The following is a 14686-nucleotide window of genomic DNA, read 5'->3' on the forward strand; positions in this document are numbered from 1 at the left end:
CAACTAGAAAGTGGCTTTATGAAGCATTTCGCGCATGCGCCTAGATGCTTGCTCGTTCATTTTGGGTATTAGATTGTCAAGCAATTCCAGCATTTTTTCTTGGTTTTCGGGAACTCTACCCTGAAAACGCAGAATGTCAGTATCGTGCGAACAGTTCACCGTACAGTCGCAATTCAAATTTGCGATAAGAGTACGTATCTCGTGTGCCATTTCAATTTCCGTGGGTACTTTCCATCTACCCGCTTGTATGTCGGCTGCTAAGGGCCATGTTTTAGTTGGAGTCATTGTAACTACCAGAATGCGCTTTGGCGCAGCTTCGCTGAAAACTTTTCCCGATGCGATAGCATTTTCCTCTGTATGCCCCGCACCAGCCATTCCTGTAAGGTAGAAGAAAGTAAAACTTATACCAGCTTTATGAAGACGTTTTGCTTGCTCGATGATATCTGCAGCGGTATGACCTTTGCACATAAAAGCTAACGCTTCGTCAAATCCACTTTCTGCACCTATAGCTATGTCGTCCACGCCTCTACTTGCAAGCAGCGCAAGATCTTCATCGCTTTTATTGGCAATATCGGCTATGCGACAAAATCCACCATAGCTATTTACTGTGGGAATGCGCTTTTCCACCTCGTCAAACACTTCAATTAGACGCTTAGTAGGCAATGTAAAAGGATTACCACCGGTAAGATAAATGCGTCTAGTTATGGCGGTTGAATATTTTGCAATTTCCTCAATATCAGATATTACGGTTTCCATAGGTAGCGCTGTAAAGGGAATATCTGTAAATATGTCGCAGAATCGGCATTTTCCATGAGCGCAACCATCCACAATGGGAAGCATTGGGCAGTTCATATCTTGAGGCGGTCGATGTTGAGGAGATTTAACCGGCATAACTTATCCTTTCAGATTAAATTCCATTCCCGCTAATTATATGACACACGCATATTACACGTCCCTGTACGCCAGCTTCAATTGCGTCTTACGAATGGAATCATCTATACCACGCGCTTTAATGTATGCGGAGGTCAATACAAGCGCCGCACCTCCACCGATGAAATCTTGCGCTCTTATAGTGAATAGACGGATATAAATGGCTTCTGCCTGACGTTTATCGCCAGTTGTTTCGATGGAGAGCTCCTGAATGATATCTATAATCTTATTCCAAGGTCTTCCGTTCTTGGTTTGCGTATCCAGATAAGAAGAGAGTGGAAAAGGGAGCCCTTGTTTCGAGAAAGTGTCAGCCATTAGATGTCTTGTAGCCTGAAGAGCTCCGCCAGAAACGCTGCCTGCCTGTTCGATCATCATGGCGAATGGATTATGCGGCGTGAGCGAACTTCTCGACGTAAGTCGCAACATCGCTCCCTCCAAACAACGGGGCGACCAAGGGTTCACTCGACGTTTTTGGTGCCGGTGCTCGCTGTGACCCCGGCATGGTGATCGTCCAGACGCTGATCTCCGAGCTGGGCGCGAAGAGTCTGTCCATCTGCCCATCTGCAAATACGGTGTCCGCGACGGATATTGTTTGGAGCGCGTGATTCATATATAATGCCCTCATGGCGAAGAGGTATCACAAAAAGCAGCACGGACACATCATACTTTTCGCCCTCGCATTGCTCCTGTTCTTGCTGGCTCTTCTTTTCTACACGTTCCTGACGTCCGACCCGCGCGACACGAAGCTGGGTATTGTCTCGCTAGACGAGGGCGTGCAGACCTCCCAAGGCCAAAGCAACCTCGGGTCCCAAATGGTCGAGAAGCTGACGAGTGGCGAGCTCTTCACGGCGACGCCCGGCAGCAGCGAGACTCATCTCAACTCCTATTCCATAGAGTTCAAGACGTACAAGACGCAAGACGAACTGAACACGGCGCTCGAAAACGAGGAGGTGACAGGAGCCATCGTCATCCCTGAGGACTACACGAAGCGCAAAATCAACGAAACAACCCAAAACATAACCAACAGCACGGAAGACGTGAAGAACGCCGTCGTCGATGTGGTGGTCGAAAAAACGACCGACCCCGTCCTGCAACAGCAAGTCGGCTCGAGCATCACACGTCTTCTTAACACGGCCGGTCTCAGTGCGAGCTCGGAATATCCCGGCAGCAGCATCTCGGGGGAAATAGGCGAGCGCGACGTAGACCCGCTGTGTCACGTCTGGCTCCTGCTGCCGCCTATAGTGGCGTCGTTGCTGCTATCGGTTGCATACCCCATACGGCGCGGTGCCACGTTCGCAGTCCGCGTGAGGCGCCTCGTTGTCGTTGCGTTGGCATCTGCCCTCTTATCGATCCTAGTGGCCATTGGCGACTATCTGATACTCGTCAACGCCTATCACTATACAAACGTGCTTCTGCCGTCCATCGGCGAACTGTGGATCATGTCGTTTCTGGTCATGCTGTTCTTCGGAGGCTTGGCGCAAATCCGTCTCTGGCTTGCCGCACTCGCCGCCGGGCTCTTGCTTCTGATCGGCGCGATTGCAGGATGGGTTTCTCTTGAGGCGTTTCCTGAACCCATCCTACCATGGATCGTTGAGACGTTTACCGATGCGAGCCTGAATGACATAGTATCGAACGTCCCTGGAATCACAATATGGAACTCTGGCGTCCATGCGCTTTGGAGCTATGCGCTCGTCGGCGTCATACTGGCGATAGCAACGGCCGCCTTTTCACGCCCCGATCGTTCTTACGATTACGAGTAGGCTCGAAGATTCTCGTCCTCGCACGCCAATCCCGCCGACTTTAACTCCTATGAGGATTATGAGAATTGCCGACAATGCGGGGAATGTCGGCATATCCCCGCATTGTCGGCAACAAGGTTAGCGTTTCTCGATAAATCTGCTTAAATCATCATGCATTAAGAAATCTAATTCTGAGCTATCTGGAGTTGTTTCGATAAATAGGAAACCGTAATTTCCAACTTTCGATACGTCGAATTTACGCATCTCGTGAACCATCTGAAAGTTTTCAATAAAAGCATCATAGTCGAAGTTTTCGGTACCATCTGTATCTGCTGGTGGATTCAAAAGCGACATTGTGAATACTTTTTCAGTATGCAACTTATAAGCAGACATATCCGGTATAGCATTATCTAAATAAGCCTGATATGTCTTAAATCCAAACGCATACTGCGACACATCTGTGCCGCCAAGCCCCGCAAAACGCATAGGATTAAACTCGATGGGACTTACATGCTGTCCATTAACGCGCACTTCCACATGTATAGGAAAGTCGCGCACTCGCACAACTTCATTTACCTTCTGAAGCCAGTCTGTAAACACTGGTGCCATTTGCGCGTAAATATCTGCACCTGTGGTATACATTCGATCGCTTGTATCTTCCGCAGACGCAAAATCGTGCTTCAAAACATTTAACACATGCACTTTACCCTGCGAATCGAAGAACGCATCGATTGCATATTCTTGCCCACAGATATAATCCTCAATAATAAAGCGCCCGGCATTAACAACGCTATCGGGATACATTTGCTGCCAGCGCGCCGAATCGCGCTTTATATCTTCAAGTGCGTTTTGCCACTCTTGTGCATTATTAATTACATATACACCCATGCTACAAAAGCCCACTGTGGGCTTTAACACTATTGTTTCTGGCAATTCAGAATAATTAATTACAGCTAGTTCATCTGCTGCGCACTCTTTGAAGAACAGATTTTTATCCAAATCTTTAAGAACCCGGCGCATTTCAAGTTTATCTTTAAATACAGATATACCGTGTTTAAGCGAATCGGCGTGGGTATTTTCCATAATCCACGCCAGCGCATTTTCTGAATTTGTATATACTCGCTGCCCTGAATCTATTAGCGAAATAGCTGTAGCATCATCTACTAAATTTAGCTTAAATCCATCAATAGAGCGTGTAAAACGATTCGTCAAAACAGGATGTTGTGATTCCTCTAGCCAACTAAGCAACATATCCGAAGCATAAGGAGCATCCAGTATGACCATAGTTTCCCTCCACGCAAAAAGTCTAGCCTAAAGCGCTCAAACGCTGTTGTGCTTGGCTTACCAATGCCAACTTATTACCATGCTTTATTACAAAATCTAGCGCTGTTCGCTCTCCTGCTGCGTCAGCCAATCTGAAATAAGCCCGCGCCTGCGCCCACGCCGCTTCTACACGAATTCGCATGGGATATTCGGTGCTTCCTATAATAGATTCATCCATCTTTACAGCTTCTAACGCATCGCCAGAAGCGCGCACTTTCATTATTTTATCTTGACTAGTTAGGTATGCTCGCCTAGTTGCCGCTATAGGACTAGGATCGCCTTCTGAAATTTGCAGTCCCTCCTGAATAAGCTGCATAGCCTGCTCAGTACCGCCTGTTTTATCAACAAGCGGTATTAAATTCACTAAAATGCCAACTTTAGCCTGTGGCTTTTTTGCCGCTTGCATACTGCTGCGAAGCCCGCGCTCTACATTCAAAGCATCGTCTTTATTGCCTACATCTAGCATGGCTTGCGCATAATATGACATAAACCACGCACCCGTATCCTTGCATGGAAATGTAATATTTGCAGCAACCGTTTTGCCCTTATCGATTAATGCCTGCGGATCGCACTTATCGTTATATAGAGAAAGCATATCCGTCGTGTCTTTTTCAGCCTTGCGTTCCATCATATTCACGCCCAGCGTAAGCGATGCAAAAAATATTACAAACAGAAGCAGCAAACCACCAACAGACGCTGCCATTATTGTGCCTGTAAATAGCGGATACACAGTAGTTACAAGAATTGATGGAGCAATACCTATAACGCAAGCAATTATCGAGTACTTCTTAAAATACGGCAGCACGGTCTTCTCCTTCTACGAGGATACAAATCTGCTAATCAAGCCCATCATTAGTACGGATAAGTTTACGCTTAATTTTTCCACCAATAGTCTTTGGAAGTTCATCTGTAAACTCCACGATACGCGGATATTTATAAGGTGCCGTTGTATGCTTTACGTGTTCTTGCAACTCTCGCACCAACTCGTCAGATGGCTCATATCCTTTCGCCAGCACTATTGTTGCCTTTACCACCTTTCCCCTTATCGGGTCAGGCGCAGCGGTAACAGCGCATTCAACAACCGCCGGATGCTCTACAAGCGCACTTTCAACCTCAAATGGTCCTATTCGATAACCCGAACATTTAATTACATCATCGTTTCGACCAACAAAAAAGCAATAACCATCGGAATCGCGCCATGCCATATCGTGAAGGTTGTAATAATCACCACCAACAGATTCCCGTGTAGCTTCATCATTGCCATAATAGCCAACAAATAAACCCGGTGGATATGCCTCACGCAAGCCTGTCACACAAATGGCACCTTCTTCGCCTTCCGGTACTTCCGCACCAGACTCGTCTAAAAGCTTCACGTTTAATAATGGCGAAGGCTTACCCATAGAGCCCGGACGCGGCTCTATCCATGGGAAAGTAGCCAGCAACACTGGTCCTTCAGTTTGTCCAAACCCTTCGCGAATTTTCTTACCAGTAAGTTTTTCCCACTGTATTGTTACTTCAGCATTCAGTGGCTCGCCTGCTGTAGCGAAGTTCTGAATGCTAGATAAATCGTATGAAGCCACATCCTCTTGAAGCATAAAGCGGTACATTGTAGGGGGCGCGCAGAATGTAGTTAGCTCGTAATCTTGCATAACCTGCAATAATTTTGCTGGTATAAATTTATTCATGTCGTAGGTAAAAATGCTAGCACCCGAAAGCCATTGACCGTATATCTTACCCCAGCCAAATTTCGCCCAACCGGAATCAGTCACACTCATATGCAGCTTGTCCTCTTGAACCTGCTGCCAGTATTTTGCCGTAATAATATGCCCAAGCGGATGAGCAAAATTATGCATAACAGCTTTCGGATTGCCAGTAGTTCCGCTAGTAAAATAAATAAGCATAGTATCTTTGCTTGTGACCCCAGCATTGCCAACAGGTCGCTCAAATACATCAGATTCACTGGCAATCAGCTCGTCAAATGAAAGCCAACCTTCACGCTGACCTGCTGCAATAATAACGTTTTGAATGGTGGGCGATTCAGGCAGCGCTTCTTCAACCTGAGTAAGTACGTAATTGTCAGACACACATACCATAGTCTTCACATTGGCACTATTGGCGCGAAAAACTATATCTTTCTTCGTAAGCTGAAGCGATGCCGGAATAATGGTTGCACCAAGTTTTGCAAGAGCAACGGCCACAACCCAATATTCCCATCGACGGCGTAAAATACACATCACTACATCGCCTTTGCCTATGCCTAATCGCGCAAGTGCATTAGCTGTTTTATTAGACAGGCGCGAAATGTCGGTGAAGGTAAATGTGCGCTGCTCGCCCGCATCATTAATCCATAGCATAGCGCGTTTTTCAGGTTGTACACGCGCCCATTCGTCAACAACATCAAACCCGAAATTGAAGGCTTCCGGTACATCTATGCGAAAATTTTCGACAAAATCCTCGTAGGAATCAAATTCTATACGGGGAAGATATTTCTTTAGTATGTAATCCATCTTATCCTACTCAGCAATTATCGTTACGAATTTTGCTACTGAATTGCCAGCGCAGCGCTGACCGTGCGGTATTTCTGGGTTGAAATAAATACTATCCCACTCGTTTAAGGTAAATTCCTTGTCACCCACAGTTACAATAACAGAACCCTCAATCACAAAATTGAATTCCTGACCTTTATGCGTTATTAGTTCTACCGCATCGCTGCTAGGTTCTAGTATTACTACAAGCGGTTGCATCATTTTATTGCGATAGCGCCATGCCATATCCTCGAAGTGATAACCCGGATGACGATCGACTACACGACCTTCGCCGCGCCGTACCACATGATATGTGTCTAGCTTGGCAGCCGTGCCTGTCAATATCTCTGTCATATCCACGCCAAAACGATGAGCCATATGATAAATAGCCGAAATAGGCACATTGTCGGCATAGTTTTCCCACTGCTTATACGTTTCAAGAGATACGCCTATATCATCCGCCATTTCCTGTGCAGAAACATCACATGCTTCGCGTAATCCTTGAATACGCTGCGCAAGTTCTTTCATATCACAGTCCATTATTACCCCTTTCTCTAGGAGCATTAAGCATCTATCCCCATCTCAAGTGCGCGTTTGTTCATATCGACCAAATGCGCTTTAGATGGAGGAACGCACTTTTTAATAGCTTCATCTAGCGTAGCCCTTTCGCAAAAATGCGTTATAGACCACAGTTTTCCTAAAAGCACAATATTGGCAAGTTTGCCCATTTCAGCGTCTTGCGCAATTCTGGCGGCAGGAATTCCAATCTTTTGGATGTCGCTACGACTATCGCCGGGCTCTACAAGATCGCTGTCAAAAACGACAGCAGCTCCGGAAGATGCCTCTTCAACAAACTTATCATAAGAAGGTTGATTCATTGCTATAACTGCATCTGGTTCAGTAACTAGGGGGCTGCCAATCGGCTCTACCGACAAAGTAACAGAACAATTCGCAGTACCTCCGCGCATTTCTGGTCCATACGACGGAAACCACGAAACGTATCTATCTTCAATAAGCCCTGCATAAGCAATAACTTTACCAGCAAAAAGAGTACCCTGACCACCGAATCCGGCAAGCACGGCTTGTATATCTTTAGACATCAGCGCTACTGCTCCTTTCGTATTCGGAAACCATCGGACATGCCGCTGCACGAGCTGTAGCAGCCTCTGCAGCATCTGCATAACCTTCAGCTTGAATATCTTTGTATACACCCAACGGATAATATGGCAACATATTTTCGCGCATCCATTCAAACGCCTTTTCAGGCGACATACCCCAATTTGTTGGACATGTGCTAACAACCTCTATAAGTGAATAGCCCACTTTATCTAACTGGTTCTGAAAACCGCGTTTTATTGCCTTTTTTGCCTTGCGGACATTTTTTGGAGAATCTACTGTTACGCGCTCTAGATAAGCAACTCCATCAAGCGACGAAAGCAACTCGCACACACGAATGGGATAACCAGCATATGCAGGATTTCTACCATATGGAGATGTTTGCGTAACCTGATGCGGCAAACTTGTTGGAGCCATTTGCCCGCCAGTCATACCATATATTGCATTGTTGATGAAAATTATGGTTATATTTTCGCCGCGAGTTGCTGCGTGAATCGTCTCAGCCATGCCAATAGATGCTAGGTCGCCATCGCCTTGATAGGCAAATACGAGATAGTCGGGAAATACACGCTTTACAGCAGTAGCCACCGCCGGAGCTCTACCGTGCGCCGCCTCTATCATGTCGCAGCCAAAAAAGTCATATGCCATAACAGAGCAGCCAACAGGTACAACGCCAACCGTTTCTCCTTCCATATTGAATTCATCAATACATTCGGCAACTAAACGCTCGACAATACCATGCGTGCATCCCGGACAATAGTTAGTAACAACGGGAAGCAGCGACTTTGGACGCTCGAATACGCATTCCATTTCATTTGCCATGCTACTCACCCACTTTCTCGCTTATAGCAACTATTTGCTCCAAAACCTCATCTGGTCTTGGGATAACACCACCAGTCCGCCCGAAAAATTCCACAGGTGCAGCACCGTTTACAGCAAGACGCACATCTTCAACCATTTGACCCATATTCATTTCCACCACAAGGAACGCTCGGGCATTGCAATTCTCTATCGCCTGTACCGGATATGGCCAAAGCGTTATAGGGCGAATTAATCCAGCCTTAATTCCTTTAGAGCGAGCGTCGTTTACAGCACTACGCGCTATACGCGCAGCGGCTCCAAACGCTACAACTACAACATCTGCATCTTGTGTCAAATATTCTTCTACACGAACTTCATCGCGCTTTATTTGATCGTAGCGAGCAAATCTCTCTACATTCTTGTCGCACAACTCCTGCGCATCTAAGAACAGCGAGTTAACAATATTATGAGTGCGCTTTCCATGATGCCCATCGGTTGCCCATGGCTTTTCCGGCAAGTCTTCCAAGTTACGCTCGTCAGGCAACACAACCGGCTCCATCATTTGCCCAAGCATGCCATCTGCCAGAATAACTACTGGTGTGCGATATTTATCAGCAACATCAAAAGCCTCATAAACTAAATCAGCCGCCTCTTGTACAGTCGATGGCGCAAATACTGGCAAATAGAAATCGCCATGACCCATAGCGCGCGTAGCTTGCCAATAATCGCTTTGTGAAGGCTGAATACTGCCAAGCCCCGGACCTCCACGCTGCACATTAATTATTACAGCTGGAAGATCGGCACCTGCCATATATGAAATACCTTCAGTCTTCAAAGAAATTCCGGGGCTTGAAGATGAAGTCATAGCTCGCTTCCCGCAAGAAGCAGCTCCATACACCATGTTTATGGCAGCTATTTCGCTTTCCGCTTGAAGATAAACTCCATTGCGTTTTGGCATATGCTTTGACATATAAGCCGCTAACTCAGTTTGCGGTGTTATTGGATATCCAAAAAAGTATCGGCAACCAGCGCGCATGGCAGCTTCAGCTAGCGCTTCATTGCCCTTCATTAAAACTCTCTCGCTCATGCCCTCACCTCCCGGTAAACGCTTATAGCCACATCGGGACACATCAGTGCACACGAAGCACACCCAGTACATGCTTGTTCATTTATACACATAGCCGGGTTATATCCCTTTGGCGTTATAGTTTCCGTATCAAGTTTCAGAATAGACTGCGGGCATACACTTACGCATATACCGCACCCTTTACAAAAACTTTCATCGATAACAACTTTGCCCATAAGTCCAACCTCTCGTCCTAATGAAAGTGGGCCACGCTTTGAGATCGCGACCCACTTCAGCTGGCTTACTCTATCTGGATTATACCAAGCCCTCAGGAACCGTCTGTCTCTGATCGGCTTCACGTATGGCAACACGCCGTATCTTACCGTTGACGGTACGAGGTAAATCGTCGGCGTATTCAATAATGCGCGGATACTTATAAGGTGCCGTATTCTCTTTTACCCACGTCTGAAGTTCGCTTGTAAGTTCATCAGAACCTTCAAAGCCCTCCGCCAATACAACCGTAGCTTTCACTAGCATACCCCGAAGATCGTCAGGCACGCCAGTAACAGCACATTCGCGTACTGCAGGATGTTCAAGCATAACGCTTTCTATCTCGAAAGGTCCTATGCGGTATCCGCTGGATTTTATAACGTCATCATTGCGCCCCACGTACCAATAATAACCATCTTCATCTTCCCAAGCAGTATCACCGGTGTGATACCAGCCGTCGTGCATGGTGGCAGCAGTTTTTTCCGCATCCCGGTAATACTCCATCATTATGCCTGCAGGATGCGGATCGACATTTATGCAGATCTCGCCAGTTTCGCCAACATCGCAAAAAGTACCGTCTTCACGCATTATGGCAACATTGTATAAAGGCACGGGTTTACCCATCGAACCCGGACGCGGCGTAGAGTTTGTAAGATTGCCTATTGTTAGTGGGGTTTCAGTCTGACCAAATCCCTCATAAATAGTAAGCCCAGTATTCTCTTTCCAGAAATCAAATAAATCTGGGTTTAGTGCTTCACCAGCAGTAGTGGAATACTCAAGTGAAGATAGGTCGAAGTCAGCCAAATTTTCCTGCATCATAAGACGATACATTGTAGGAGGTGCGCAGAAAGTGGTAACACCATAGCGACCTATTAGGCTTAGAATTTCTCCGGCATGAAACCTATCAAAATCGTATGTTAATACACATGCTTCCATAAGCCATTGCCCATAGAATTTACCCCAAACAGCTTTGCCCCATCCCGTGTCAGCTATCGTAAAATGAATTCCATCTGGACGAACATTGTGCCAATGCTTTGCAGTTATCAAATGCCCTAATGAATACAGGCTATTATGCATAACCATCTTCGGGTTTCCCGCTGTACCAGACGAGAAATATAACAACATAGGCTCTTCAGCCAATGTTTCTCGCTTTGCAAAAGAATCAGATGTTTTGCGAACTTCCGTATTGAAATCTATCCATCCGCTGCGATTAACAGGCAATACACATATGCCATCCTCGCCAGATAAGGCAGCGCCAAAGCCTTCGCCACCATCCAAAAGATTGCCGTTATCGTCGCGTTTTGTCATGCCGGCTCCAGCCGGGTTTACCAAAATTAGCTTTTCTACTGTAGGGCACTCGCCTACAACGGCATCTACCACATCGGCAACATCACCCGCACTCGTAGCTATAACAGCTTTTATTCCTGCTCCATTAAGACGATAAATCATATCGTGTTCTTTAAGCATGAATGTAGCCGGCACCATAACGGCACCTAGTTTTGCCAAGGCAAGTGCAACGAACCAAAACTGATAATGCCGCCTTAGCACTACCATAACTTTATCGCCTCTGCCTATACCGATCTCAGACAAAAAGTTAGCGGTTTTATCCGACCACTTCTTCATATCGGCGAAGGTGAAAATGTGTTCCTCTCCTTCAGGATTGCACCACACCATAGCACGCCTTGTGGGGTCGTTTAGCGCTATATCGTCTACAACATCGTAAGCAAAGTTGTAGTCGGGTTCATTATGTAATTCAAATTTAGTTAGAAGACCATTTTCATCGTATTCTTCATCGACATATCTAAGGTTTATATCTCTCATATCTAATTCCTGAGAACTGGCAGCAGTAGCTGCAACGGGTATGGACAACAGATGTTTTAGGTGCACAACCGAATACTCAGTGCGCACCTAAATAATTTCCTTACCCGGAGCTTTCATAACTACTGCTAGGAATTTACAAGGTTTGCCGCCTGTAGCTATCATTCCGTGCCCGCGCCCAGAGTTATACATAAGCATATCTCCGGGTCCAACTTCCTCAATATGATCTTCATAGGCGAAGCGTAAATGACCAGAAATAATGAAGTCTAATTCTTGACCTTCGTGATAGGAAAGATGTATAGGCTTATCCTGTTCTTCGGCAATATAAGGAGCAGTAACCAAGAAAGGCTCGGCTAGTTTATTGCGAAAATGCGGCGCTTTGTGTAAGTATTCAAAACCAGCGCGACGCTTAATAACAAGTCCGTCATTATTTTTTGTCACGCAATATCCACTAAGATGCGGAGTTTCACCAGTTAGAAGCTCTATAACGTCAACTTTTAGTTTATTAGCGCACTTATACAAGAAAGTGAAAGTAAGGTCTTGAGTGCCCGATTCTTGAGCCTCATATTCCTCAACAGACCTTCCTGTAGCCTGCGCCATATCTTCCAATGTGTATCCAAGATCTTCGCGAAGAACTCTTATGCGATTCGCAACCTCTTTGATATTTGGTTCCATGATTGCCTTTCATATCTAAGTTTAGATTTGAATGATATATATTAGTCCAAGATGCGCACATGGTCAGTTATTTTTCACCATTACGGCACAGAAATGACTGTCGCAGCCGTTGCTTGAAAGCTGCGTTGTAAAAGTGCCGCAATTTTCCAACAAATGGAAAGACGCACCTTGCGGACTTTCTAAAAAGGCGCGTATTGTATCCATGTTCTCATTTGGCGTAACTGTGCATGTCGCATACACAAGATTACCCATTGGTTTAACATGCAAAGAAGCTTCCGTAAGCAAACGCAAATCTAGTTCAGCAGCCTTATGTATTGAGTCTTGCGTCAAGCGCCATCTTATTTCCGGATGCCGACGAAGCGTGCCAAGCCCTGTACATGGCGTATCGATAAACACAGTATCGAAACATTCATTTTCAATAGCGCTTTTAAGATCGGTTGCATCTGCGGTAATTACATCAGATACATGCGCACCGCAAGCCGCAACGCGCTCGTATAAAAGCGCCTCTTTGCTCTCTACATTATCAACACACACAAACCGTTCTATTTGTTTGTTGCATTCTTCGCCACACGACGATAAAGCAAAATTGGAAGGATGGAGTGAAGGCTGCGAAGCTTCTGAACTCAGTCCTTCCAATTTTGTAGCCGCGTCGCCGCATTTCCTGTTATAGAAATTTTGCAAAAGCACTGTTTTCGTGCCACGACCAGCACCAATTTCCAAAAGCGAATGCTTAGTATATTCGACAACTTTTTGCGCAACCATCTGCGCAGCAGCATCGGAAACAATAAGTTCGCCGGCGTTTATCATGTCTATAACTGTTTTCATGCCGATATCAGCCGAATTAGACAGTTTCAAACATCCTGAAATGCAATCAATCGTTTCAAATTCAACAGATGCATCAATAAGTTTATTTTTCGCCTTCGCATCAGATATGCGCAATGAATTTATAGACACAAACACAGGGGGTTGCTCATTTGAGACTTCCATGAATTTACACGCCGCAGACAGATCCATCCACTCTGACAAATTGCTAGCCAACCACTCAGGAAACCCAAAATGCAACGCAGCAGCACCTACACTTTTTGTAGCATCTTCAGACAAAATATCAGCAATAATTACTGAAGCTTTTCGCAAAACCGCATTCGCCAAACCCCTAGCCCGCGGTGCTACATAAGCTGCAAGTTCGACACCCTGATCTATCGCAGCATATAAATCGCGCCTAAGACAGAACATTTCATATACCGATATGCGCAGCGCATCGCGAAGATTTGGCTTTACATCGCTTGGAGAATTCATCGCCCGATCTAATATCGCATCTAGCGTTCCTTGCATTTGAACTACGCCAATAGACAAAAGTGAAGCAAAAGCCCTATCGCTGCTACGAAGAGTATATTTATTCAAAACAGAAGGCAGAATATCGCGCACAAAAGCATCCCGCTTCCTAACTTGAGAAGTAGCCTCAAGTGCAGCTATGCGCGCGGGGCTTAAGCGCCCCATTAGCTCCAGACCGCCTCGCCCGCACGCAATATTGCATTGCCAGCCACAAATTCAGAAGCCAGCATTTGACGCTTGCCGCTGGGCTTTAGCTCTAACACTTCTATAGAAGCATTAGAACAACCTAGATAGAGATGCTTTTCATGCCACGCAACACACCCGGAAGCAGCACCATTGAAATTATCGGCAAGTTTAGCTTTTACAATGCGAACCGGTTTGTCGGCTACGGTGCATCTAGCGGGATGCGCATCGTCAGAAGCAAGCACTCGGCACAAATTTTGCTCGGCAGAAATGTCGGCACTTAGATCGAGCTGACCTTTCTCTATTTTATGAGCATAGGTTGCATTCGCTTCATCTTGCTTAACCCACATGACAGAGCCGCTATCGAGTTGCGCCAATGCGCTAACAAGTGCTCTGGCACCAAGATTTGCTAACTCATCGGTTAAATACGCAGCATCTTTTCCCTGTGTGTCAACACGTCGAACAATGCAATAATCGCCCGTATCTAAACCCTCTTCCATACGCATTATGCACACGCCAATTTCTTTGTCTCCAGCGAGAATTGCATGCTGTATAGGGGCAGCGCCTCTCCATCTAGGAAGAATAGAGGCGTGTACGTTCAAACAACCATGCGCTGGTATGTTTAACACTTCTTTCGGCAAAATGGCACCGTATGCAGCAACACATATAACATCTGGTTTTAATTCCTTAATTACACGCAAAGAATCGGCATCTTTTAACGTAGTAGGTGTAAAAACAGGAATATCTAAACTAAGTGCAAGTTCTTTTACGGGCGAAGGCTCTAGTTTCTTACCCCGATTTCTGACAGCATCCGGACGGGTAAATACACCTACAACATCGAAAGCATTCGCTATTTCTTCCAATATAGTTGCAGAAAATGCAGGTGTCCCCATAAAGACAATCCGCAT

Annotated in this window: 15 protein-coding genes; 1 reads left to right on the forward strand and 14 read right to left on the reverse strand. The window is 45.9% G+C overall.

Annotation, left to right across the window (positions count from 1 at the left end; all coding sequences use genetic code 11):
- Nucleotides 1–3: 3 nt before the first annotated feature.
- Entirely contained in the window at nt 4–891 is an 888-nt protein-coding gene (locus G7Y46_RS03100; RefSeq protein ID WP_165252400.1) for a radical SAM protein, read from the reverse strand.
- Nucleotides 892–945: 54 nt separating this feature from the next.
- Nucleotides 946–1356 carry a hypothetical protein gene (locus G7Y46_RS03105; protein WP_165252402.1) on the reverse strand — a complete coding sequence of 137 codons (411 nt, stop codon included), beginning with the start codon at nt 1354–1356 and terminating at the stop codon, nt 946–948.
- A 197-nt stretch (nt 1357–1553) separates the two neighbouring features.
- On the opposite strand from G7Y46_RS03105, the gene G7Y46_RS03110 reads away from it, so the two are divergent.
- Entirely contained in the window at nt 1554–2690 is a 1137-nt protein-coding gene (locus tag G7Y46_RS03110; RefSeq protein WP_165252404.1) for an ABC transporter permease, read from the forward strand.
- Nucleotides 2691–2807: 117 nt separating this feature from the next.
- Here the strand turns inward: G7Y46_RS03110 and G7Y46_RS03115 are convergent, their stop codons facing one another.
- The 12 genes from G7Y46_RS03115 to fmt form a co-directional block, all read right to left on the reverse strand.
- Complete coding sequence (locus G7Y46_RS03115) at nt 2808–3953, reverse strand: ATP-grasp domain-containing protein (protein WP_165252406.1); 1146 nt, start codon at nt 3951–3953, stop codon at nt 2808–2810.
- Nucleotides 3954–3975: 22 nt separating this feature from the next.
- A complete protein-coding gene (locus tag G7Y46_RS03120) occupies nt 3976–4797 on the reverse strand; it encodes a hypothetical protein (protein ID WP_165060282.1) in 822 nt (273 codons plus the stop codon).
- Nucleotides 4798–4828: 31 nt separating this feature from the next.
- Nucleotides 4829–6499, reverse strand: coding sequence for an AMP-binding protein (locus G7Y46_RS03125; protein WP_165060283.1), 1671 nt, complete (start codon nt 6497–6499; stop codon nt 4829–4831).
- Between the two features lie 6 nt (nt 6500–6505).
- Nucleotides 6506–7057, reverse strand: coding sequence for an XRE family transcriptional regulator (locus G7Y46_RS03130; RefSeq protein ID WP_165060285.1), 552 nt, complete (start codon nt 7055–7057; stop codon nt 6506–6508).
- 23 nt (nt 7058–7080) lie between these two features.
- Nucleotides 7081–7617, reverse strand: a complete 537-nt coding sequence (locus tag G7Y46_RS03135; protein WP_165060287.1) for a 2-oxoacid:acceptor oxidoreductase family protein — start codon at nt 7615–7617, stop codon at nt 7081–7083.
- Nucleotides 7610–8455: a thiamine pyrophosphate-dependent enzyme gene (locus G7Y46_RS03140; RefSeq protein WP_165060289.1), complete on the reverse strand. Its 846-nt coding sequence runs from the start codon at nt 8453–8455 to the stop codon at nt 7610–7612. Before G7Y46_RS03140 ends, G7Y46_RS03135 begins: the two co-directional genes overlap by 8 nt.
- A 1-nt stretch (nt 8456) precedes the next feature.
- Complete coding sequence (locus G7Y46_RS03145) at nt 8457–9521, reverse strand: 3-methyl-2-oxobutanoate dehydrogenase subunit VorB (RefSeq protein WP_165060291.1); 1065 nt, start codon at nt 9519–9521, stop codon at nt 8457–8459.
- Nucleotides 9518–9736: a 4Fe-4S binding protein gene (locus G7Y46_RS03150; RefSeq protein ID WP_165252408.1), complete on the reverse strand. Its 219-nt coding sequence runs from the start codon at nt 9734–9736 to the stop codon at nt 9518–9520. Before G7Y46_RS03150 ends, G7Y46_RS03145 begins: the two co-directional genes overlap by 4 nt.
- A gap of 79 nt (nt 9737–9815) precedes the next feature.
- Complete coding sequence (locus G7Y46_RS03155; RefSeq protein ID WP_241157029.1) at nt 9816–11678, reverse strand: AMP-binding protein; 1863 nt, start codon at nt 11676–11678, stop codon at nt 9816–9818.
- On the reverse strand, nt 11679–12263 hold the full coding sequence (locus G7Y46_RS03160; RefSeq protein ID WP_165060295.1) for a cupin domain-containing protein: 585 nt from the start codon (nt 12261–12263) through the stop codon (nt 11679–11681).
- Nucleotides 12264–12326: 63 nt separating this feature from the next.
- Nucleotides 12327–13760, reverse strand: coding sequence for a transcription antitermination factor NusB (locus G7Y46_RS03165; RefSeq protein ID WP_165252410.1), 1434 nt, complete (start codon nt 13758–13760; stop codon nt 12327–12329).
- A complete protein-coding gene (gene fmt, locus G7Y46_RS03170) occupies nt 13760–14686 on the reverse strand; it encodes a methionyl-tRNA formyltransferase (RefSeq protein WP_165252412.1) in 927 nt (308 codons plus the stop codon). The genes G7Y46_RS03165 and fmt overlap by 1 nt, the downstream gene beginning before the upstream one ends.

Source organism: Adlercreutzia sp. ZJ304 (assembly GCF_011039075.1).
GTDB lineage: Bacteria > Actinomycetota > Coriobacteriia > Coriobacteriales > Eggerthellaceae > Adlercreutzia_A.